The following is a 22,613-nucleotide window of genomic DNA, read 5'->3' on the forward strand; positions in this document are numbered from 1 at the left end:
TTTGGCATAGAATCGCAACGTTGCATTCCATCACACCAAGGAGCAAAACAATGGCAAAGAAAAACGTGGCAGCGATCAACATCGGCATCAACGACAAAGATCGCAAAAAAATTGCAGACGGCCTCAGCAAACTGCTGGCCGATACTTATACGCTCTACCTGAAGACACACAACTTCCACTGGAACGTCACCGGTCCGATGTTCAACACGCTGCACCTGATGTTCGAAGGTCAGTACAACGAACTGGCGCTGGCTGTGGATCTGATCGCAGAACGTATTCGTGCACTGGGCTATCCGGCACCGGGTTCGTACAAGGATTTCGCCAAGCTGTCTTCCATCCCTGAAGCGGATGGCGTCCCTGCCGCAGAAGAAATGATCCGTCAATTGGTGGCCGGACAGGAAGCCGTCACCCGTACTGCACGTTCGATGTTCCCGGCTGTGGATGCTGCGGCTGATGAACCGACTGCCGACTTGCTGACACAGCGCATGCAATTGCATGAAAAGAATGCGTGGATGCTGCGCAGCTTGCTGGAAGGCTGATCCGCCTCACCTTGATCGCGTAAAAAACAGCGCGAAAAAAATGCCGCTGACATCGTGACGATGCAGCGGCATTTTTCATTTCCGAAGGTGCTCAGAACAAGTCGGAAAAACGGCGGGCTGCGGACTGAGCATCCTGTTCAGCCATATAGACGCTGCTGATGGCCGCCACCATGTCGGTGCCCTGCGCAATCAGCGGCAGGCAGTTCTCTTGCGTCATGCCGCCAATAACGACTACCGGCAACGGAATCTCCTTCTTCGACTCGGCGACGATTTCCGGCGCGGTCTTGAATTCATATTTTTTCACGCGCGACGGATAGAAACCGCCGAACGCCACATAGGTCGCACCGGCCGCATGCGCATCACGCGCCAATTGCAAGGTGCCGTAGCATGACGCACCAACGATCTTGTCCTTGCCGACCTGTGCGCGCACCTCCGCCACAGAGGCATCGGTGCCGCCGACGTGAATGCCTTCCGCATCAAGTTCGATACAGAGGTCGACGTAGTCGTTGATGACGAACGGTGTGTTGTAACGACGGCAGACTTGCAGCAGCGCACTCGCCTGCTCTTTGCGTAATACTGCGTCGGCAGTCTTGTGGCGGTATTGCACCAGCGTCGCGCCGCCCTTGATTGCCTGCTCGGTAGCATTGACCAGCTTGTTGGTATCGTCCCAATCGGGCGTGACGATATACAGGCCGCGCAAGGACCATTGTTTGGCTTCACTCATTTCTGTTCTCCTGCAATGTATTTGTCGTACAAGGGCACGCGATTGGGAATGCGCTGCCCGGCGGCAATCGCATAGGACGTTTCCAGCGCGTACTGGCAATATTGCTGTGCCGCTTCGATAGCAGCGCGCATCCCAAGGCCTCGCGCCAACTGTGCCGATAAGGCCGCCGCCAAGGTGCAGCCGCTGCCATGAAACTCGTCCGGCAAGCGCGACCAGCTCCACGATGCAAACGCCCCTGCAGGGCCGAACCAGCGATTGACCACATCCTGCTGTTGCGGACCATGCCCCCCCTTGAGCAACACATGCTCGCAACCACGCTGCATCAGGATCGCGGCCTGCTGTTCGGGCGCATGTTCGCTGCCGCATAGCCGGTTGGCTTCGTTGAGATTGGGCGTGATGACGGTTGCAACCGCATACAAAGACTCGATCGCCAGCGCCGCATCGTCGGTCGACAACTGATCGCCCTTGCCGTTGGCCAGCACGGGGTCGAACACCACCGGCAAGTCCGGCTGACGCGCACGCAACTGCACAATCAAATCCGCAATCGTCTCGGCATTGCGGCGATTGCCGGCAATGCCGAGCTTGACGGCACGGATGTCGAAACGATCGATCAGCACCTGCGCCTGATGACGAATCAGCTCGGCATCGAGCGGATGCACCGCGAACACGCTGACGTTATCCTGCACCGTCAGCGCAGTCGGCACCGACAGCGGGTGGCAACCAAGCGCACTGATGGCCGGAATATCCGCCTGCATGCCGGCACCCCCGCTCGGATCGGAGCCAGAGAACACCAGCACGCACGGCGGTGACGAACGATAGGAAGACATAGGGTCCAACCGGCTTAAATGACGCGTCCGGCCATCGGCGACGACGGCGACGCAGCGAAACGTTTTGGAATACGCCCGGCGAGGAAAGCCTCGCGACCGGCTTCCACCGCCAGCTTCATTGCCCGCGCCATACGAATCGGATCGCGTGCGCCGGCGATGGCGGTATTCATCAGCACGCCGTCACAGCCAAGCTCCATCGCAATCGCCGCATCGGAAGCCGTACCGACGCCGGCGTCGACCAGCACCGGAATCTTCGACTGCTCGATGATCAGCGACAAATTCCACGGATTCAGAATGCCCATGCCGGATCCGATCAGCGACGCCAGCGGCATCACCGCGACCACGCCGAGATCTTCCAACATGCGCGCCTGGATAGGATCGTCACTGCAATAGACCATGACATCAAAGCCATCCTTGACCAGCGTCTCGGCAGCCTTCAAGGTCTCGGGCATGTTCGGGAACAGTGTCTTCTCGTCGCCCAGCACTTCCAGCTTGACCAGCTTGTGACCGTTGAGCAATTCACGCGCCAGTTGCAGGGTGTAGACCGCATCTTCGGCGTTGTAGCAACCTGCCGTATTCGGCAGGATGGTGTAACGCGAAGGCGGCACCACGTCGAGCAGATTGGGCGCGTTCGGATCCTGGCCGATGTTCACACGGCGAATCGCCACGGTGATGATATCGGCGCCGCTGGCCTCGGTGGCCTCGCGGGTTTCGTTGAGATCCTTGTACTTGCCGCTGCCGACCAGCAGGCGCGAGTTGTAGGTTTTTCCTGCAATCGTCAAACCCGCATCTGCAGTCAGCGCGGGCGTATCGTTCATATTCATTTCAAATCCTTTCAAGCGTTTGCGCGCTGTGGCAAACCGTTGCAAACGACGCTGGATCCCAGCGTTCGCTGGGACGACGGACTAATAGCTTCCGCAGAAACCACGATGCCGAAGGCGAGTTTCCTCGGCGAGGCGAAGCGAGCCGGACAAGAAGTCCGCATGAGAGCTGCCGTTGGTGACGTGCACAAATCGGAAAAAGAAGGGAAAAATGTCTGAGCGCAGCGAGTTGTTTTCCCTTCCCGATTTGTGTGCGGCACCAACGGGAACCCCGTAGGGGCAGCGAAGCGCGGTCGCCTTTCTTTGCTTACTTTCTTTGGCGAAGCAAAGAAAGTGAGCGGCTGCCGGGCCGCCCCCGGCAACCCCGGCAGTCCGAAGAGAGAACGACCTCAGCTACGCAAAAACCAAGTCGGAACAAAACACAAAGCGTCGTCAGTAAGGGCGACGGGGTGCAGAAATCACCCCCCGCCGATAGCCCTCACAACATCCACCCGATCCGCCTCAACCAGCACCCGCCCCGCCCACAACTGCGACGGCACCACCTGCCGGTTAACCGCCACCGCCACCGCCTTCCCGGTCAGCTCCAGCGCAGCAATCAGCTGCACCAGATCCGCCCCGTCAGCGATGGCATGCGGCTTGCCATTCAATTCAATCTGCATCGCATTCACCGCAACAATCAGGTCTTGGAATAAATCTCGGCGCCCATCTTCACGAACTCCACCGACTTCACTTCCATGCCCTGCTTCAAGGCAGCGATTTCCGAAATACCTTCCTTGGCGGCGTAATCGCGCACTTCCTGCGTGATCTTCATCGAGCAGAAATGCGGGCCGCACATCGAGCAGAAATGCGCCACCTTGGCCGAATCCTTGGGCAAGGTTTCGTCATGGAATTCGCGCGCCTTGTCGGGATCGAGGCCGATGTTGAACTGGTCTTCCCAGCGGAATTCGAAGCGCGCCTTCGACAACGCGTTGTCGCGGATCTGTGCGCCCGGATGGCCCTTGGCCAGATCGGCCGCGTGCGCTGCGATCTTGTAGGTGATGATGCCGTCCTTGACGTCGACCTTGTTCGGCAAGCCCAGATGCTCTTTCGGTGTGACGTAGCACAGCATCGCGGTGCCGTACCAGCCGATCTGCGCAGCGCCGATGCCGGAAGTGATGTGGTCGTAGCCCGGTGCGATGTCGGTGGTCAAAGGGCCCAGCGTGTAGAACGGCGCTTCGTGGCACTGCTCCAGTTGCAGGTCCATGTTTTCCTTGATGAGGTGCATCGGCACGTGGCCGGGGCCTTCGATCATGACTTGCACGTCGTGCTTCCACGCGATCGTGGTCAGCTCGCCCAAGGTCTTCAGCTCGCCCAGTTGCGCTTCATCATTGGCGTCATAGATCGAACCGGGACGCAAGCCGTCGCCGAGGCTGAAGCTGACGTCGTAGGCCTTCATGATTTCGCAGATGTCTTCAAAGTGCTCATACAAGAAAGATTCCTTGTGATGCGCCAGACACCATTTCGCCATGATGGAACCACCGCGCGAGACGATGCCTGTCATGCGTTTGGCAGTCAGAGGCACGTATTGCAGACGCACGCCGGCGTGGATGGTGAAGTAGTCGACGCCTTGCTCGGCCTGCTCGATCAGCGTGTCACGGAAGATTTCCCAGGTCAGGTCTTCGGCCTTACCGTTGACCTTTTCCAGCGCCTGATAGATCGGCACGGTGCCGATCGGCACCGGCGAATTGCGGATGATCCATTCGCGCGTTTCGTGGATGTTCTTGCCGGTCGACAGGTCCATGACGTTGTCGCCGCCCCAGCGGATGGCCCAGGTCATCTTCTCGACTTCTTCACCGATGGAGGAGGTCACAGCCGAGTTGCCGATATTGGCGTTGATCTTCACCAGGAAGTTGCGGCCGATGATCATCGGTTCGACTTCCGGATGGTTGATGTTGGCGGGGATGATGGCGCGGCCGCGGGCAACTTCGTCGCGTACGAATTCCGGCGTAATGGTCGCGGGGATCGAGGCGCCGAAGGACTGGCCCGGATGCTGGCGGCCCATCAAATCGGCCAGCTTGTTGCCCATCGGGCCGGAAGCCTTCAGTTGCTCCAGGTATTCCTGGCGGCGCAGGTTTTCGCGGATGGCGATGTATTCCATCTCGGGCGTGATGATGCCTTTGCGCGCGTAGTGCATCTGGGATACATTGCCGCCGGCTTTGGCGCGGCGCGGCTTGCGATGCAGGTTGAAGCGCAGTTCGGCGAGCGCCGGATCGTTCAAACGCTGCTGGCCGTATTCGGAAGTGGGACCATCGAGTTCGTCGGTGTCGTTGCGCTCCAGAATCCACGGCAGACGCGGCGTCGACAGGCCGTTGCGGATGTCGATCTTAGCGTCCGGATCGGTGTAGGGACCGGAAGTGTCGTAGACATAGATCGGCGGATTTTTTTCCGAGCCGAACATCGCCGGCGTATCGGACTGGCTGATCTCGCGCATCGGCACGCGGATATCAGGGCGCGAACCGGTGACGTAGATCTTGCGGGAATTCGGTAAAGGCTGGACTGCCGCTTCGTCTACCGTGGCGGTAGCGGAGAGGAATTTTGGATTGGCGTTCATTTTGGCTCCTTTGCTTGAAATTACTTGGCTTGGAGCCAGCAAAGGAGGATACGGAGAGATGGCGATGGAGGTGATAAAAATGGTCCATGCGCCGGTCCGGCAGCTTCCCTTCGCTGGCATTACCCAGATCAGGTTCAAGGGTATTTCTCACCCGTTTGCCGTACTTTGGCATTCAGGACCCCTAGCATTTGTTTCTCTTACTTCGTTCAGTTTCAAACGTCGTGGGCCGGATTCTACACCCATAATCCGGCCCGTGACATCACAAATTTCGACTAGTTGTCATGAGAGAAATCCTATAGAGATCCATGGCACTGCGGCAACAATCAGCAGCCCGGCAAGCAGCGCACCGAGGTAAGGCCAGATCTTGCGCATGCCTGCATCCGGGCTGACGCGGCCGATGGTGCAGGCGCTGTAATAGCCCAATCCGAACGGTGGCGCGAACAAACCAATGCCCATCGCCAGGATCACCACCATCGCGTAATGCACCTCATGCACGCCGAGTTGCCTGGCGATCGGAAACAGCAGCGGCCCGAACAGCACCATCGCCGGAATCCCTTCCAGCACGCTGCCCAGCACGATGAAGGTGACGATGGAAATCAGCAGGAAACCCCAGCGTCCGCCCGGCATCAGCGACATGATGTGCGCCAGATCATGCGAGAAGCCCGACTGGGTCAGCGCCCACGCCATGCAAGTTGCGGTGCCGATGATGAACAGGATCGCGCCCGACAGCGAAGCGGTTTCGACCAGCATCGGATACAGGCGCTTCACGTCGAAGCGGCGGTAGACGAGGATCCCCACCACGATCGTGTAGGCGATGCCGATGGTCGAGACTTCAGTCGCCGTCGCCACACCTTCCACCACCGCCGTGCGGATCAGCACGGGAATCGCCAGCGCCGGCAGCGCGACGACAAAGGTTCGCAGCACGACTTGCAGCGATGCGCGCTTGACGTCTTTGAGATTGCTTTCCGAGATGCGCTGACGCGCAAGGATCGCCAGCGCAACCGCCAGCACGATGCCCGGCAACAAGCCGCCGGTGAACAGTGCCGCAATCGATACGCCGGTGACGGAACCGATGGTGATCAGCACCAGCGACGGCGGAATCGTCTCGGCCATTGCGCCGGATGCAGCCAGCAAGGACACCAGTTCACCCTCTTCCATGCCGCGCTTCTTCATCTCGGGAAACAGCACCGGTGCCACCGCCGCCATGTCGGCCGTCTTGGCGCCGGAGATGCCCGATACCAGCATGATTGCGCCCAGCAATACGTAAGACAACCCACCCCGCACATGCCCCAGCAGCGATGCCAGAAAAGCCACCATGGCCTTCGCCATCTGCGTCATTTCAATCAATTGCCCGAGCAGGATGAACAGCGGCACCGCCAGCAAAATCAGCGAACTCATGCCTTCGTTGACACGGCCCGGCACGACTTCCAGCGGCGTCGACGTGGTGCACAATAAATAAGCAATCGTGACCAGTCCGAAACAGAACGCAATTGGCACGCCGGCCAGCACGCCCGCTCCAAGCAACAGGATGAAAAAGAACGCCAGGTTCCAGTTGCCCATGGCTTGCAGGTTGCTGCCACCCAAGTACAAGGCCGCTGCAATCGCCGCCAGCACCAGCGCGACGAAACCCAGATCGCGCCAGCCATGGCGCGCCAGACGCAAACCGGATACGCACAGCATCAGCACGCAGCCGACCGCCAGCGCCGCTTCGCGTAGGGTGCCGGGTACCCCCAGCGCGGGCGTTTCCACCACCCATTCGTTCTGTGCGTACTCGACTGCAGGCAGCAACAGCATGGCGATGAAAAGGCATGGCGTACCGACCGCGATGGCTTCGATACGCGCGCGCCAGACCGGCGACAATTTGCCGATCAGCGCCGTCATGCGCATGTGCTCGCCGCGCCGCAAGGCCACCGCCGCGCCGAACATTGCCAGCCACAGGAACACGGTCGACGCCAGTTCATCCGCCCACACCAGCGGCTGATGCAGCACGAAGCGCGAAAACACGCTGGTCAGCAAAATCGCTACTTCCGCCACCACAGCGATGGCGGCCGGAATTTCGATGAGCATGCCCAGCGCACGGTCCAGGTGCGTCAAACCCAGACTGGCGCGCGGCATGGTCTCGATGTGATGGCCGGCGGCCATCATGCAAGCTCTCCGGAATATTGCTGCAGCAGATGCCAGCCCTGTTCACCGAACTTGGCTTTCCAGTCTTTATAGAACGTGGTCTTGCGCAAGGCATCGCGAAAGGCGTTCTTGTCGACGTCGATGAATTGCAGGCCTTTGCCGGTCAGCTCCTGACGCAAGGAGTCGTTGAGCTTGGCGATATCGGCACGCTGATCCAGCGCCGCCTTGTCGAACTCGTGCAGCACGATTGCCTGCACGTCCGCCGGCAGTTTCTGAAAGGCGCGTTTGTTGCCCAGCACCAGATACGCATCCCACACGTGGCTGGTCATGCTGCAATATTTTTGCACTTCGTACAGGCGTGCGGTGGCGATAATGGGCAGTGGATTTTCCTGCCCTTCGACCAGCTTGGTTTGCAGTGACGAATACACCTCGTTGAAGTTGATCGGCGTCGGCCCGGCGCCCAGCGACTGAAACAGTGAAGTCAGAATAGGCGCCGCCGGCACGCGCAATTTCATGCCGCGCAGATCGTCCGGTGTGCGGATCGGTTTGACGCCGGAAGTGATCTGGCGGAAGCCGTTGTTCCAGCTGCGCGACATGCTCATGACGCCGACCTTGTCGATCTGGCTGAAGATGTATTTGCCGAGATCGCCGTCCATCGCCTTCCACACTTCATCGTAGTTGGAGAAAGCGAAGCCGGTGTTGACGATGCCCGCCGCCGGCACCAGTGTTGCCAGGATAGAGGCGGCGATGTTGAAGAATTCGACGCCGCCGTTGCGCACCTGTGCCAGCAAGTCCGTGTCGGAACCGAGCTGATTTGCCGGAAACAGCTTGATATCCACGCGACCGTTGGTGGCTTCCTTGATGCGCGTGATGGCGTCTTGCGCACGCTTGTTGACCGGATGGGTCGGATCTTGTCCGGTGGCGAACTTGTAGTTGAATTCAGCAGCGTGGGCGTATTTGGTAATCCATGCCGACATCGGCAGGGTTGCGCCGACGACGCCGTAGGTCAAGAGCTTGCGGCGAGTGATCCCGCTCTGCGTGAGTGCGTCCTTGGTCATGTCTGTCTCCTTGATTTTGGTTTTACTTGTTATTGCATGCGGTCGTTCCTGTTTTTCCTGTCTTGTTTCCTTTTTCAGCGCTTAGTGCTTACAGCCACGACTTGATGTTGGCCGACATCACTGCCGCGGAAATACCGTAGCGGTCATGCAAGGTCGGCAAAGCGCCGGCGTCGAGGAAGGCGTCCGGCAAGCCGATCTGGCGGAAGGCCGACGGCCGCACGTTGGCGCGCATCAGTACGCCCGCTACGGCCTCGCCCAGACCGCCGACGACGGAGTGGTTTTCTGCGACGATGACCATGCGGCCGCTGCGCGCCGCTTCCTTGCGGATAGCGTCTTCGTCGAGCGGCTTGATGGTCGGCACGTGCAGCACACCGACGTCGACGCTGTCCTTTTGCAGCAGCTTGGCTGCTTCCAGCGCACGCATGGTCATCAGGCCCGTGGAGATGATCAGCACATCGCGGCCGTCGCGGATCATCTTGGCCTTACCCAGTTCGAACTTGTAGTTGTATTCGTCCAGCACGGCCGGTACGTTGCCGCGCAACAGGCGCATGTAGACCGGCCCCTGATGTTCTGCGATCTGCGGCACCGCCTGTTCGATATCCAGCGCGTCGCAAGGATCGACGATAGTCAGGTTGGGCATGGCACGGAAAATCGCCAGGTCGTCAGTGGCCTGATGGCTGGGGCCGTAACCGGTGGTGAGTCCCGGCAGCGCGGCGACGATCTTGACGTTGAGGCTTTCCTCGGCAATCGCCATGCAGATGAAGTCGTAAGCACGGCGCGACGCAAACACCGCATAAGTGGTCGCGAACGGCACCATGCCTTCGCGCGCCATGCCGGCGGCGGCACCCATGAGCAATTGCTCGGCCATGCCCATTTCGTAGAAGCGCTCCGGATGCTCCTTGGCGAAGATGTGCAAGTCGGTGTACTTGGCCAGATCGGCGGTCATGCCGACAATGTCGGTGCGCACATTGGCCAGCTCCGCCAGCGCATGGCCGAACGGCGCCGGGCGCGTTGCCTGTCCCTCGGCCGCCAGCGAGGCGATCATCGCCGAGGTGGTCAGTCGTGGTTTGGCCGGAACATCGCTTTTTGCTTCGGCTGTTTGTTTGTCTTTCATGACCTGATTCATGCTTCGCTCCCGACATAAAGCGTATCGAGCGCCAGTTGCCATTCTTCAGGATCGACACGGATAAAGTGGTTCTTTTCGCGCCCTTCGAGGAAAGGCACGCCCTTGCACATCTTGGTGTCGCAGATGATCACGCGCGGCTTGTCTTCCGCCAGCACGCGTGCACGATCAAAGGCCGCCACGACTTCTTTCAGGTTGTTGCCGTCGACGCGCTGCACGTACCAGCCGAAAGCTTGCCACTTGTCGGCCAGCGGTTCGAAGTTGAGCACGCTGGTTGACGGGCCGTCGGCCTGCTGGTTGTTGACGTCGACAATCGCAATCAGATTGCCCAACTTCCAGTGCGCGGCGGACATGGCTGCTTCCCACGTCGCGCCCTCATCGAGTTCGCCGTCCGACAGCAGGTTATAGACGAAGGAGGAGGACTTCTTGCGCTTGAGGCCGAGCGACATGCCGACTGCAACCGTCAGTCCCTGGCCGAGCGAGCCGCCGGTGATTTCCATGCCGGGCGTATATGCCGCCATGCCAGACATCGGCAAACGGCTGTCGTCGCCGCCGTAGGTTTCCAGCTCTTCTTCCGGCAGCACGCCGGCTTCAATCAGCACTGAATACAAGGCAATCGCGTAGTGACCGATCGACAGCAGGAAGCGGTCGCGCTCTTCCCAATGCGGATCGTCCGGCTTGTAGCGCAGCGCGCGGAAATACGCTACCGCCAGCACGTCGGAAATGCCCAGCGCCTGGGCGATGTAGCCCTGCCCCTGCACCTCGCCCATGCGCAGCGCTTTCTTGCGGATGCGATAGGCGCGCTCTGCGAGGGTGAAGTTTTGTTCCTTGGTAGTCATCGCAACTCCTTAGTGACTTAATGAATCAGCATGCCGCCGTTGACGTCCAGCGTGACGCCGGTCAGATAGGACGACAGATCGCTGGCGAGGAAGAGGCAGCTATTGGCGACGTCATCAGCAACACCGAGACGATTGAGCGGAATGCCCTTGAGGATCTCGACCTTCATCTCGTCGGTCAGTTTGCCGGCGGTGATGTCGGTCTGGATCAGGCCGGGCGTGAGCGAATTGACGCGAATGTTGTCCGGCCCCAGCTCACGCGCCATGGCACGCGCCAGTCCGAGCACGCCGGCCTTGGCGGCGGAATAATGCGGACCGCCGAAGATGCCGCCGCCGCGCTGCGCCGACACCGACGACAGGCAGACGATGGAACCGCTGCGGCGGCTGCGCATGTGCGGAATCAGCGCCTGGCTCATGTAGAGCGTGCCGCGCAACGAGACGTCGGTGACGGCCTCATAGTTTTCCGGCTGGATGTCCATGATCTTCAACGGCTGGGTGATCCCGGCGTTGTTGATCAGGATGTCGACCTGACCGAGGCGCTGCAGGATTTCCTTGGCGGCACGTTCGCAATCTGCCTTGACGGTGACGTTGCATGCCAGCCCGATGTGGCCGGCGCCGATATCGGCGGCAGCGGCAACAGCGGCAGCTTCGTCCAGATCGAGAATGGCGACGCGGCCACCATGCGCAGCGAACAGGCGGGCCACGGCCTTGCCGATACCGCGAGCGGAAGCAGCGCCAGTGATGACGGCGACTTTGTCTTTGAGTAACACGGTTGTCTCCTAATGGATTTATTTTTTCTCGCCGCCGGGCTGCGTCGTTTGGATTTCAACGCCTTTAGATTTATTTCACAGCCAGCCCTGACGACGGATGCAGTATTTCACCCGCCCCATAGGCCAGCAAGCTAGAATCCCTCAACATGCTTTGAATAATTTTCATAACAAGAACAAGCAGGAGACCCTGCAGGGAGACTCGCCATGCACCATCTGCCGCCGCTCAAATCGGTCATCGCCTTCGAAGTCGTCGCGCGCCTGGGCAACATCAGCAAGGCCGCCGAAGAGCTCAATTTGACACCCTCCGCCGTCAGTCACCAGATCACCAATCTGGAGAATTTTGTCGCGCTGAAATTGTTCCATCGCACCTCGCGCGGCGTTGCCCTCACACCTGCCGGCGAGCGCTATCAGCAAAGCCTGGCCGGTGCACTGGCGCTGATTGCCAGCGCCGCGCAGAATGCACGCGCCGACGACGGTATCGAGGTGCTGCGCGTGCATGCGTCGCCGAGTTTCGCCAGCCTGTGGCTGATGCCGCGGCTACCGCATTTCATGCATGAACATCCCGACATTCGCATCCGCTTGTCGGCGTCGTACATGCATTCGGATTTTTCACAAGGAGAGATTGATCTCGATATCCGCTATGGCGCGGCGCGCTGGGCCGACCTGCATGTCGAAACAATTGCGACGGAGGAAGTGATGCCCATGATCAGCCCGACGCTGGCCGAGCGGCTGAAGTTGCGCACGCCGCAAGACTTGTTACAGCAAAGCCTGATTTTTTCAGAAGTGAATCTGGTGCAATGGCCACAGTGGTTCGCCGCCCACGGCATCCAACTCGCGCCGAGCCAGTACGCGCTCAGCTTCGACCGCGCCTATCTGGCGATCGAGGCGGCAATACAAGGGTTGGGTGTCGCGCTGGACAGTGCCTGGCTGGCGGATGCGGCGTTGAAGGAAGGTCGGTTGGTGCCGGTATTCCCGGATCGCAAGGGCATACGCGTGCACGCGCATCATCTGGTGTATCCGGCTACGCATGGCAAATGGACCAAGGTGGAGCGTTTCAAGCGCTGGCTGTTGCAAGCGGTCTCGACACCGCGTTAATGGTAAGGGAATAAATAAAGGCGCAATCTCTTGCGCCTTTATTCATGGTCTTCATTTACGTCATTTCCTTGATACTTATTTGACTTTCATCTTGTCACCGATCTGATTGGCCATGGTCTTGGCGCGTGCCTCGCTCTGCATCTTTTCGGTCTGGCGCTGGGCCTCGGTTTTGGATCGATCGAGACAAATGGCGCGGAAGCGGGGATTGGATACCGTACACGCCAGCGCCATGCGTTCAGCCGTGCCCTTGTCGTCCTGTGCAACATAGAAACTGATCACGTCCGGCATGGCGCGTTGCGCTTGTCCAAAGTAGGCATATTGCTGATCGATGAAGGCTTTTCCCTTGGCCTTGTCAGTGGCTGCAATGGCATTGGCAATGCTTACCTGCACCGCCCACGAACGCTGTGGCCAATCTTGATTGCGCATGAGCACCTTCATCTGCTCTGCCCGGCTGATGCCGTTTTTCTGCATCACGTCGGACAGATACGATACCGCCATGCCATCCCCCGCAGTCGCGCCACTTGCCGCCGTCCGCGCCAGCCGGAGGGCGTCCCGATATTTGTTGGTTGCCGTCATCTGATCAATGCGCGGAAACAAGGCATAGTGAGCCAGTACTTCGGCAGTCGTTTTTTCCTTCAGGGCGTTGCGCCACGGAATGACGCGAGGCTGCGGTCGCGGACGCGGCAGCAGTGGCGCTACCTGCTGGCTCAGTGCATCTTCGCGAAAGACGGCATCGTCATGATTTTGTGTCGCCGAGCCGACGAGTGCCGCAATCTTGTCATTGATCGAATCACCGACCTCACCAATGGCCTTGTCGACATCCGTCTTGCGGCCCTGAATTGCTGCGGAGCGCTTGATCTGCAACTGGGCCTGGCTCTTCTTCGCGACATCTTGCTCAACGTCGGCCAGCCGCTCCAGAAACGCCTTGAATCCGGAGGCATACGAGTAACCATTGCGCAGGCTGATCGTCGCGCCTAAACGGTCTGCCTGCTCTTCGACCGATCGCTGCCACGCAGGCAACAGCACGCTGTTGGCGGCCATGCCCAGCAGAGCGATATTGTTCTGGCTGCCCCACACGTTCAGGTTGACATCTTTCCCGGCAGTCTTTGCCGCCATGGCCAGCAATGTGGCCGTGTCCGTCAGCATGCGCGCGTTGTAGGCAGTCTGATGTCCGAGATAGACGTGTGCAAACTCATGCGACAGGAGCGCAAAGATCTCATCTTCCGATTCGAAGGATTGCAGCACGGCGATGTTGACGAAAATATTGCCTGCTCCACTGGAATGCGCATTGAGCGTGGAATCGGAGGAGATATAAATCTTGCCGGGCCAGTCAGGCACCTCGGCAGTTTTCTTGATCTTGACGTACAACTGATTCAGATACGTCTCCATGCCAGGCATATTGACCAGCCCGTAGCCGACCGCCCGGTTGTCATTGACGTCCTCGGTCGCATCATCCCACTTCGGCGTTTCCACCTTGGGAAGATCGCCGACTTTTTCTACGCTGGGCCCGGTCAGGGACAGGGACGGCAGCTTTTCTTTTACATCCTGAACAGTCTGGCATCCGGACAGCAGTACCAGAAATACCCCGCCCGCAAGCAATTGGCGCTTGTGCTTCATTTCCCCATCCCCTGAAAATATTTTATTTCGGTTCGCCGTTCATCAGCAGTTCATCCGCAGTCGATCAGCAATTCTTCCCGGCTGCGCCCGGACTTCCTGCGGTATCTTTTGCTCCCGGCATGGCGCTGCAGCGATGTACCGACTGACGGTCGGCGCGCACATCCATGGCGTCCACCCAGACATCCTTGCCGCCGACACTCACTTTGAAGAAATCGTTTTTTGACTCCTTGATGGGCCAGGGCAGATTGCTTGCGGCGACGGTATTGGATGGCGCAACCGCATCCGGATTGGCGTACACCGGCAAAGGATTCTGTTTTGCGGCGACCACGCTGCCGAGGCTTTGTGCAGACACGCTGGTGGCGCAAGCCAGCATCGTCAAACCCAAGAGACACGTCTTGATGCGCGCTGCGACTACCGTACTTATCTTCATGCTTTCCCCTCGTTCCTGGTTAATCTTCCGACTTTCTCATTCCCAGCTTTTTCAGCAACTTTTCGTTCAACTCAAACCATTCCGCAGCAAACGTGAAGAAGACGATATCGACCGTCGACATCAAGCCTATGGAAAAACAGTACTGCCCTATCGTGACAAAGACGCAGACAACTGCCATCGCCATTGCCAGCTTCAGAACGATCCACAGCAATTCAGATGCCGTCTGTGCAAGTCCTCGCAAAATGTGCACGCATTTTTGCATCCATGAGCGCTGTTGTTTGAGAGTGACCCATGTTTTCTTTCCCATCGGTTTCGACTCGGCGCCGAACAGCCAATCCGTCGTCGGTCGCCACCAGCGACGCCAGCGTTCGTGCAGATGATCGACACGCCGATGCCAGCGCGTTGGACGAGAGTCCGTCCAGATTGCGTGGAAGGCCTTGGGAAGAACCAATCCACACAGCAGGCTCAGACAAAGAAAGAGATAGAGCTTCAGATGACTTGAGCTTGTACTCCATTCCAAATGGATATCACGGGGATAGCGATGCCCGAAGGTCAACAGGTTATCAAGCGCCATGGCGTGCAGATAGACGCCCGGGATCCGCCCATGCAAGGGCGAGAGTACGCGGTCTCCGCCACCGGATAGTGCGGCCCCCACCATGACCACGCGGTCTTCGAGTAAGCGTTTCAGAACTGCTTCCTCTTCTTCGGAACTGGAGGCGAGGTCGCTCGCGTACAGCGTCTCGTGATACACGCACACCGGTTTCTCCGCGTCATGATGCTGCCAGTTCTTGACGATTGCTGGCGCCAGCTCAAGCACGCCGAAATCCTGCCGGCAGTACAGACGGTTGCCGCTCTCCTGTTGCGCTTGCTTGTTCTCCTTGTCTTCCGCAGCGAGCCAACGAAGGCCGTAGGTGGCTGGCTGTAACCCCCATGTCAGCGCCAGCTCATTGTCTTCAACATGCAACTGTCGTCCGAAGGCCTCGCGATAGATCGCCAATGCAGCGCTCGGCAGCGCTTCTTCGCGAGAGTTTTCTTCTTCGCTTTCCAACGGATAGGCCCAGGCCAGACGATCCAGACTGTCTGGCGTGTACTGCAAGGCGACCTTCTGGAAACAGCGTCCAGCAAGGCTCTCCAGCTCAGGACGCAGCAATGCGTTGCCCGTAGCGTCCGGCGATACGCCGAGGAAGACCGGCGTTCCCTGCTCTTGCAGCGCACAGAGACTCTTTGTCAGCAGTGCAATGGTGGCGTCGTCGCGTACCTGGGCAAAATAGATGTCGAGGAATACTGCGCGCGGACGATAGCGCGCCAACGCTTTAAGCAGACGAGCGTGGTAAGAATAGTGAGGCGGCCAAGCCTCTCCTGCATCGTTGAGCGCGGCATTGTCGATCAAAACGACACTCGTATGTTCGCGCGCCGCAGCGCCGTAAAGCTTTCCTGTAAAAGGAGCGTAGATACGCGCATTGCTTCTGGTCGAAAATTCCTCGCCGACGATTTTTGGCCAGAGAAATGCCAGCAGAATGCCGATGCACAATGCAGTCGCGCTTTCCAAGGCAATACGCCTGAAAAGCACCCCCGGCGAAATTGCCTTTTTCGCAACGTTGCGTCTTGGTTTGCGGGGCCTCATGCCAGCATTCCCCGCAGCTCGCCACAGAATGGCAATGCTGCCCTGCCTGTCGATTGCATATGCTTGAATCAGATTATTTTTATATTCGGCAGGTACGGATACCTTCCCCCGGATGGAGGTCATTTTTGCATTTGGACAACGTTGATCGCAAGTACTTTCTCATCCTTGGAAGCTTATTTTTTAGGGGCATGGGACAAATCGTCACGTGCGCTCCGGTAGGTTGCTTTTAACCGCTGCGGGCATGCCTCCTTTATAATGGACGGTTTCGCAAAAACACACGTCAAATCATGGAATTAGCCAAGTCGTTCGAGCCTGCCGATATCGAAAAATTCTGGCGCGAGGAGTGGGAAAAGCGCGGATATTTCGCGGCCACCACCGCACCGGAAAAGCCGTCGTTCAGCATCCAGCTGCCGCCGCCGAATGTGACCGGTACGCTGCACATGGGCCACGCTTTCAACCAGACCATCATGGACGGTCTGACCCGCTACCATCGCATGCGCGGTTTCAACACGGCCTGGATTCCGGGCACCGACCACGCCGGTATCGCCACGCAAATCGTGGTGGAACGCCAGCTCGATGCGCAAAAGATTTCGCGCCATGATCTCGGCCGCGAGAAGTTTGTCGAGAAGGTGTGGGAGTGGAAGGAAAAATCCGGTTCCACCATCACCGGCCAGATGCGCCGCATGGGCGCTTCGACTGACTGGGATCGTGAATACTTCACCATGGATCCAAAGATGTCGAATGCCGTCACGGAAGTCTTCGTGCGCCTGTTCGAACAAGGGCTGATCTATCGCGGCAAACGTCTGGTGAACTGGGATCCGGTACTGGGCACGGCTGTATCCGACCTCGAAGTGGTGTCGGAAGAAGAAGACGGTTCGATGTGGCACATCCGCTATCCATTGGTGGACGGCAGTGGCCACATCACGGTGGCAACAACACGTCCGGAAACTCTGCTGGGCGACGTCGCCGTGGCGGTCGATCCAACCGACGAGCGCTACGCGCACCTCGTCGGCAAGATGTTGAAGCTGCCACTGACTGATCGCGAAATCCCGATCATCAAGGATGAATACGTCGACAAGGAATTCGGCACCGGCTGTGTAAAGATCACGCCTGCGCACGACTTCAACGATTACGCCGTCGGCGCGCGTCACAACCTGGACAAGATCAGCATCCTGACGCTGGACGCCAAGATCAACGAAAACGGCCCGGCCAAATATCAAGGCCTGGATCGCTTCGAAGCGCGCAAACAGATGGTTGCCGACCTCGATGCGCTGGGCCTGCTGGAACTGGTCAAGCCGCACAAGCTGATGGTCCCGCGCGGCGACCGTACCGGTGTCGTGATCGAACCGATGCTGACAGATCAATGGTTTGTCGCGATGAGCAAGCCGGCGCCGGAAGGTACTTATTTCCCGGGCAAATCCATCGCTGAAGTTGCGCTGGAAAAAGTCGCCAACGGCGAGATCAAACTGATCCCGGAAAACTGGAGCAACACCTACAACCAGTGGCTCAACAACATTCAGGACTGGTGTATTTCGCGCCAACTGTGGTGGGGCCATCAGATCCCGGCGTGGTACGACGAAGACGGTAAGGTCTACGTTGCCCGCACCGAGGAAGAAGCCAAGGCGCAAGCCGGCGGCAAGACTGTGACGCGCGACAACGACGTGCTGGATACGTGGTTCTCGTCGGCGCTGGTGCCTTTCTCCACGCTGGGCTGGCCGGAAGTCACGCCTGATTACAAGCTGTTCCTGCCGTCGTCGGTGCTGGTGACCGGCTTCGACATCATCTTCTTCTGGGTGGCGCGCATGGTCATGATGACCACGCACTTCACCGGACAGGTGCCGTTCAATACGGTCTATGTGCATGGTCTGGTGCGCGACGCCAGCGGTCAGAAGATGTCGAAGTCCAAGGGCAACACACTTGATCCTATCGACCTGATCGATGGTATCGGCGTGGATGAACTGGTCGCCAAGCGTACCGTCGGCCTGATGAATCCGAAGCAAGCCGCCAGCATCGAAAAGGCGACCCGCAAGGAATTCGCGGACGGCATCCCGGCCTTCGGCACCGATGCGCTGCGCTTCACGTTCGCCTCGCTGGCGACGCTGGGCCGTAACATCAACTTCGACCTCGGCCGCTGCGAAGGCTATCGCAACTTCTGCAACAAATTGTGGAACGCCACACGCTTTGTGTTGATGAACACCGAAGGTCATGACTGCGGTTTCGACGGTCATATCAAAGGTGAATGCAACAAGGAAAAGCTGCAGTTCTCGCAAGCCGACCGCTGGATCGTCTCGCTGCTGCAACGCGCTGAAGCGGAAGTGGCAAAGGGTTTCGCCGACTACCGCTTCGACAACATCGCTTCGGCCATCTACAAGTTCGTCTGGGATGAATACTGCGACTGGTATCTGGAAGTCGCCAAGGTGCAAGTGCAGACCGGCAATGAAGCGCAACAGCGCGCCACTCGCCGCACGCTGCTGCGTGTGCTGGAAGCCGTGCTGCGCCTGGCGCATCCGGTGCTGCCGTTTGTGACTGAGGCCTTGTGGCAAAGCGTTGCACCATTGACCGACAAGAAACTCGATCCGGCCGGTGACTCGATCATGCGTCAACCCTATCCGCAAGCCGATCTGGAAAAGATCGACGACGAAGCGGAAGCCTGGATGACGCAACTGAAGACACTGACCGACGCTTGCCGCAATCTGCGCGGCGAGATGCAATTGTCGCCGGCCCTGCGCGTGCCGCTGATCATCGAAACCGCCGATGCGGAATCGGTGAACTCCTTCCTGCCGTATCTGCAATCGCTGGTGAAACTGAGCGAAACGCAAGTCGTGACGCAACTGCCGGAGTCGCCCGCACCGGTGGCGATCGTCGGCAACGTCAAGCTGATGCTGAAGGTGGAAGTCGATATCGCTGCCGAACGTGAGCGCATGACCAAGGAGATCACCCGCATCAGCGGCGAGATCGTCAAGGCCAACGCCAAGCTGTCCAACGAGAGTTTCGTTGCACGCGCACCGGAGGCGGTGGTGGCACAGGAGAAAGAACGCCTGGCCAACTTCACGACAACGCTGGCAAAACTGGAAGAGCAACTGACCAAGCTGAAATAAGTTGAAATAAGCTCGTTCGTTACTGTTTCGACAAGCCGCCGCCCTGCAAAGGCCGGCGGCTTTTTTATTGCCTTGCCGGCGTTGCCCGGATACCTCCGTTTTTAATCCTTGCCGGACCTCGCCGGCTTGACTACACTAGCTGAACAAAATTAGAACAACCGTGCTTTTATAACTTCCATTTTGGACGGAGACATCATGAAAACTCGCATCATCCTGAGCAGCGCTCTGCTGGCCGTCAGCGCATTAACTACCGCAACCGCCTGGGCCGACGGTTCACCCGTAGGCCTGTGGAAGAATATTGATGACGCCACCGGCAAACCCAAGGCCTTGATCCGCATCACCGAAAGCGACGGCGAACTCAAGGGCAAGATTGAGAAGCTGTTCCGCCCGGCGGAAGAAGATCAGAATCCCAAGTGTGTGAAATGCGAAGGCGCACTGAAGGATCAGCCCATCATCGGCATGACTATCCTGTCCGGGCTGAAGAAAGACGGCGACGAATACAATGGCGGCCAGATCCTTGATCCTGCCAACGGCAAGTTGTACAAGAGCAAGCTGACCGTCGTTGAAGATGGCAAGAAGCTCAATGTTCGCGGCTATATCGGCATGCCGATGCTGGGTCGCACGCAGACCTGGGTACGCGAAGAGTAACGACGCTTTCTCGTCATATGCGCCGCAGGCAAGACAATGTGCGGCGCATTTTCCGGATGCATTCCTTGCATCTTGCCACCCATCTAGTCCCACCCTCCCGCTCCTCTTCAACGCGCATTCTTTTTCTGATTTCTCCGCCCCTTCTATTTTTCCTCTCGGGCAATATGCGCATCTACACAACGCCTGTTAGATTTCGCATTGCTCATTCGTGACGGAATTGTTAGTCTGTAGATAACAAAAGGGCCACATGAGACATCGTCCCAACCAAGCTCTGCAATGACGTCACAGTCGGGCATTCATCGCTTTGCACTACGATGATTTTTGCCATAAGAATCATAATCCGCAGAGGGGAAACTGTTCTATGTCACCACTATTTCGTCCCGTCATATGGTGCCTTTTGTACATCTGCGCAGCAGCCTTTTATCCATCGATTGCCGTTGCGCAAGAACTCAATAAAGAAGTGCTGATTGGCTACGTCGCACCGCTGGACGATCCGGATGCCGTCAGTGGTGCGCAAGCTGCTCAGCTGGCGATTGAAGAAACCAATGCGGCGCCGGTTCGCATCGGAAACGTTAACGTTTCGTTCAAATTGCTGGAACAGAACGACAAAGCAGATCCGCGTGCAGCCGAACGGATCGCGCGCTACCTGATCAAGACGGAAGCAGTCGCCGTAGTGGGTCACTGGACCAGCACTACAAGCATTAGCGCAGCGCCCATCTATACCGAAGCCGGTATCGCGCAACTGGCACCAATCGCGTGGAGCAGCCTCTACACGCTCGTCGCGGGAAAGAGTCATTTCCAAGGTGTCGGCAGCGATGATCTCGCCATGTCTTACGCTGTCAACTATCTGTCTTCCAATCTGTTTCTCAAGCGCGTCATGGTGATTGACGATAGCGCGTTGCTGGGCGTTTCGATGGCAGATTCCTTTGAAAAATATGCCAAAAAAGCAGGCATGGAAACGCTGCGTCGCTCTGTCAGCACACAAACTTCGGACTTCAATTCGCCGCTGATATTTGCAAAGCAGTTTCGTCCGGAGCTCATTCTCTTCACAGGCCGCGGCGCGCAAAGCGCAGTACTTGCCGGCAGCATAAAACGCCTCGGCATTTCATCCAGATTGTTATTGACGGGGCCGGTGGTTTCTCCGGAATTCCTCACGAAAATCAATTACAGCAATGAAGACTTGTATGCGATCGTCCCTGGTCCGCCCAAGGATGGCAACGCCAAAATACAAAACTTCCGGAAGCGCTATGTGGCACGCTTCAATCGCGAACCAGCACCGTTTGCCATGTTTGCCTACGATTGCACACTGACACTGATCAGTGCGATTAAAAAAGCTGATTCGCTGGATCGACGGCGCATTATTGCGTCGCTGTATGAAGTCAGCTATTCAGGCCTTTCCGGGGTGATGTCTTTCAACCCCGACGGCACGCTTAAAAATCCCAGCTACACCCTGTATCAGACAGAAAAAAACCGCTGGACAGTGCGCAGAACCATCAAGGCACCGGCATAACGCCGACACTGCAAACAATCATTATCTGGAGGGTGCATGTGTTCATTCCGACGCTTCATCTTGCTGCTCTTGACGGCCCCATTCGCTGCCCATGCCATCGCGGCAGAAGAGCTTCCCAAAATAGTCCAGATCGGCTTTGCCGGCCCGCTCGCTGAAATCAATGCCAAGAGCGGACGCAATGCCGCCATTCTCGCTATCGAAGAGGCCAACAAGAGCAATCCGCGTATCAACGGTCAGGCTGTGATCTTTGACCTGATGGAGCAGGATGACAAAGCAGACCCACGCATTACGGAATACATTGCACGTTTATTCGTGAGCAGCAACGCTATCGGTGTAGTCGGTCATTGGACCAGCAATGCCACGGTGATCGCAGCACCGGTGTACAACGCAGCGGGGCTGGCGCAAATCTCGCCTGCGTCGTGGAGCCGAGGTTTTACGCAAAAATCCTACAAGAGTGCGTTCCAAATTTTGGGCAGTGATGATGCAGGCCTGGCATTGGCAGCGGATTATCTGGTCAGGGAACAGCAACTCAAACGCATATTCGTGCTGGACGATGGCGCATATCTGGGCATGAGCATGGCCGACTATTTGTCGAATCATGTGAAGACGGCCGGCGGCGAGATCGTGTACCGCGCCTCGGTTAACGGCAAGACATCGGACTTCAACGCGCCGTTGCAAAAGGCCCAGCAAATCAAACCGGATCTGATTTTTTTCAGCGGACGCGTTATTCAGAGCGACGTGCTGGCGCGCAATCTGCAACGATTCAATTTACCGTCGAAGCTATTGGTAACCGGTAGCGTGGTGACCGACAGCTTTCTGCGCGACGCGGATAAGACGACTAACACGGTCATGGCGATCGTCCCGAGTACACCACTGGAAAAGCGTCCAGGCATGGCAGCGCTACAGAAAAAATATGCCGAACGTTTCAATGCCGACATGCTGCCCTTTGCTGCGTACTCCTATGATTGCGTCAATCTGTTGATCGCCGCGGCGAAGAAAGCCAATTCGCTGGAGCGCAGCAAAATCATCGATGCGCTGCACGAGATCAAATACAACGGCATTACGGGACCAATTTCCTTCGACGCCAATGGTGCGTTGGTCAAACCGAGTTTTACGCTATACATCATGGAGCAGCATAAGTGGGTGCCGTTGCGCGTGTTTACTGCCAAGTGATTTGCA

The 22,613-nt window shown here is 58.0% G+C and carries 19 protein-coding genes and 1 riboswitch; of the genes, 6 read left to right on the forward strand and 13 right to left on the reverse strand.

The window, feature by feature from the left end:
* The first annotated feature begins 50 nt into the window (after positions 1–50).
* Positions 51–539 (forward strand): Dps family protein, encoded by a 489-nt coding sequence (locus PQR63_RS12285; RefSeq protein WP_094565564.1) that lies wholly within the window; start codon positions 51–53, stop codon positions 537–539.
* 91 nt (positions 540–630) lie between these two features.
* Here PQR63_RS12285 and thiE read toward each other — a convergent pair whose 3' ends face one another.
* The 10 genes from thiE to PQR63_RS12335 all read right to left on the reverse strand — a co-directional run bounded on the left by thiE (position 631) and on the right by PQR63_RS12335 (position 11,412).
* Complete coding sequence (gene thiE, locus PQR63_RS12290; RefSeq protein WP_408168166.1) at positions 631–1,263, reverse strand: thiamine phosphate synthase; 633 nt, start codon at positions 1,261–1,263, stop codon at positions 631–633.
* The gene (thiD, locus tag PQR63_RS12295; protein ID WP_408168167.1) at positions 1,260–2,090 is read right to left on the reverse strand and encodes a bifunctional hydroxymethylpyrimidine kinase/phosphomethylpyrimidine kinase; all 831 of its coding nucleotides are present in this window, start codon (positions 2,088–2,090) and stop codon (positions 1,260–1,262) included. The genes thiE and thiD overlap by 4 nt, the downstream gene beginning before the upstream one ends.
* 14 nt (positions 2,091–2,104) lie before the next feature.
* On the reverse strand, positions 2,105–2,914 hold the full coding sequence (locus tag PQR63_RS12300) for a thiazole synthase (protein ID WP_408168168.1): 810 nt from the start codon (positions 2,912–2,914) through the stop codon (positions 2,105–2,107).
* 455 nt (positions 2,915–3,369) lie between these two features.
* Positions 3,370–3,570: a sulfur carrier protein ThiS gene (thiS, locus tag PQR63_RS12305; protein WP_050478970.1), complete on the reverse strand. Its 201-nt coding sequence runs from the start codon at positions 3,568–3,570 to the stop codon at positions 3,370–3,372.
* 17 nt (positions 3,571–3,587) lie between these two features.
* Positions 3,588–5,501, reverse strand: a complete 1,914-nt coding sequence (thiC, locus tag PQR63_RS12310; RefSeq protein WP_408168169.1) for a phosphomethylpyrimidine synthase ThiC — start codon at positions 5,499–5,501, stop codon at positions 3,588–3,590.
* 88 nt (positions 5,502–5,589) lie between these two features.
* Positions 5,590–5,694: riboswitch (TPP riboswitch) on the reverse strand.
* Between the two features lie 86 nt (positions 5,695–5,780).
* A complete protein-coding gene (locus PQR63_RS12315; RefSeq protein ID WP_408168333.1) occupies positions 5,781–7,643 on the reverse strand; it encodes a TRAP transporter large permease in 1,863 nt (620 codons plus the stop codon).
* Positions 7,643–8,683 (reverse strand): TRAP transporter substrate-binding protein, encoded by a 1,041-nt coding sequence (locus PQR63_RS12320; protein ID WP_408168170.1) that lies wholly within the window; start codon positions 8,681–8,683, stop codon positions 7,643–7,645. Before PQR63_RS12320 ends, PQR63_RS12315 begins: the two co-directional genes overlap by 1 nt.
* Positions 8,684–8,771: 88 nt before the next feature.
* Positions 8,772–9,809 (reverse strand): transketolase family protein, encoded by a 1,038-nt coding sequence (locus PQR63_RS12325; protein WP_408168171.1) that lies wholly within the window; start codon positions 9,807–9,809, stop codon positions 8,772–8,774.
* The gene (locus tag PQR63_RS12330) at positions 9,806–10,645 is read right to left on the reverse strand and encodes a transketolase (protein ID WP_408168172.1); all 840 of its coding nucleotides are present in this window, start codon (positions 10,643–10,645) and stop codon (positions 9,806–9,808) included. The genes PQR63_RS12325 and PQR63_RS12330 overlap by 4 nt, the downstream gene beginning before the upstream one ends.
* A gap of 17 nt (positions 10,646–10,662) precedes the next feature.
* The gene (locus tag PQR63_RS12335; protein ID WP_408168174.1) at positions 10,663–11,412 is read right to left on the reverse strand and encodes an SDR family NAD(P)-dependent oxidoreductase; all 750 of its coding nucleotides are present in this window, start codon (positions 11,410–11,412) and stop codon (positions 10,663–10,665) included.
* A 204-nt stretch (positions 11,413–11,616) separates the two neighbouring features.
* On the opposite strand from PQR63_RS12335, the gene PQR63_RS12340 reads away from it, so the two are divergent.
* A complete protein-coding gene (locus PQR63_RS12340) occupies positions 11,617–12,507 on the forward strand; it encodes a LysR substrate-binding domain-containing protein (protein WP_408168175.1) in 891 nt (296 codons plus the stop codon).
* A 75-nt stretch (positions 12,508–12,582) separates the two neighbouring features.
* Here PQR63_RS12340 and PQR63_RS12345 read toward each other — a convergent pair whose 3' ends face one another.
* The 3 genes from PQR63_RS12345 to PQR63_RS12355 all read right to left on the reverse strand — a co-directional run bounded on the left by PQR63_RS12345 (position 12,583) and on the right by PQR63_RS12355 (position 16,301).
* Positions 12,583–14,124 (reverse strand): M48 family metalloprotease, encoded by a 1,542-nt coding sequence (locus tag PQR63_RS12345; protein WP_408168176.1) that lies wholly within the window; start codon positions 14,122–14,124, stop codon positions 12,583–12,585.
* Positions 14,125–14,188: 64 nt separating this feature from the next.
* The gene (locus PQR63_RS12350) at positions 14,189–14,554 is read right to left on the reverse strand and encodes a hypothetical protein (RefSeq protein ID WP_408168177.1); all 366 of its coding nucleotides are present in this window, start codon (positions 14,552–14,554) and stop codon (positions 14,189–14,191) included.
* A 19-nt stretch (positions 14,555–14,573) separates the two neighbouring features.
* Entirely contained in the window at positions 14,574–16,301 is a 1,728-nt protein-coding gene (locus PQR63_RS12355) for a CHASE2 domain-containing protein (RefSeq protein ID WP_408168178.1), read from the reverse strand.
* Between the two features lie 164 nt (positions 16,302–16,465).
* Between PQR63_RS12355 and PQR63_RS12360 the strand changes: the two genes are divergently transcribed.
* The 4 genes from PQR63_RS12360 (at position 16,466) to PQR63_RS12375 (ending at position 22,607) form a co-directional block, all read left to right on the forward strand.
* Complete coding sequence (locus PQR63_RS12360; RefSeq protein WP_408168179.1) at positions 16,466–19,276, forward strand: valine--tRNA ligase; 2,811 nt, start codon at positions 16,466–16,468, stop codon at positions 19,274–19,276.
* A 195-nt stretch (positions 19,277–19,471) separates the two neighbouring features.
* Entirely contained in the window at positions 19,472–19,924 is a 453-nt protein-coding gene (locus PQR63_RS12365; RefSeq protein ID WP_408168180.1) for a DUF2147 domain-containing protein, read from the forward strand.
* A gap of 304 nt (positions 19,925–20,228) precedes the next feature.
* Positions 20,229–21,434, forward strand: a complete 1,206-nt coding sequence (locus tag PQR63_RS12370) for a branched-chain amino acid ABC transporter substrate-binding protein (protein WP_408168181.1) — start codon at positions 20,229–20,231, stop codon at positions 21,432–21,434.
* A gap of 36 nt (positions 21,435–21,470) precedes the next feature.
* Positions 21,471–22,607 carry a branched-chain amino acid ABC transporter substrate-binding protein gene (locus PQR63_RS12375; protein WP_408168182.1) on the forward strand — a complete coding sequence of 379 codons (1,137 nt, stop codon included), beginning with the start codon at positions 21,471–21,473 and terminating at the stop codon, positions 22,605–22,607.
* The last annotated feature ends 6 nt before the right edge of the window (positions 22,608–22,613 follow it).

The sequence above is a fragment of the Herbaspirillum rhizosphaerae genome, from assembly GCF_046025915.1.
GTDB classification, from domain to species: Bacteria; Pseudomonadota; Gammaproteobacteria; order Burkholderiales; family Burkholderiaceae_D; genus Herbaspirillum; species Herbaspirillum rhizosphaerae_A.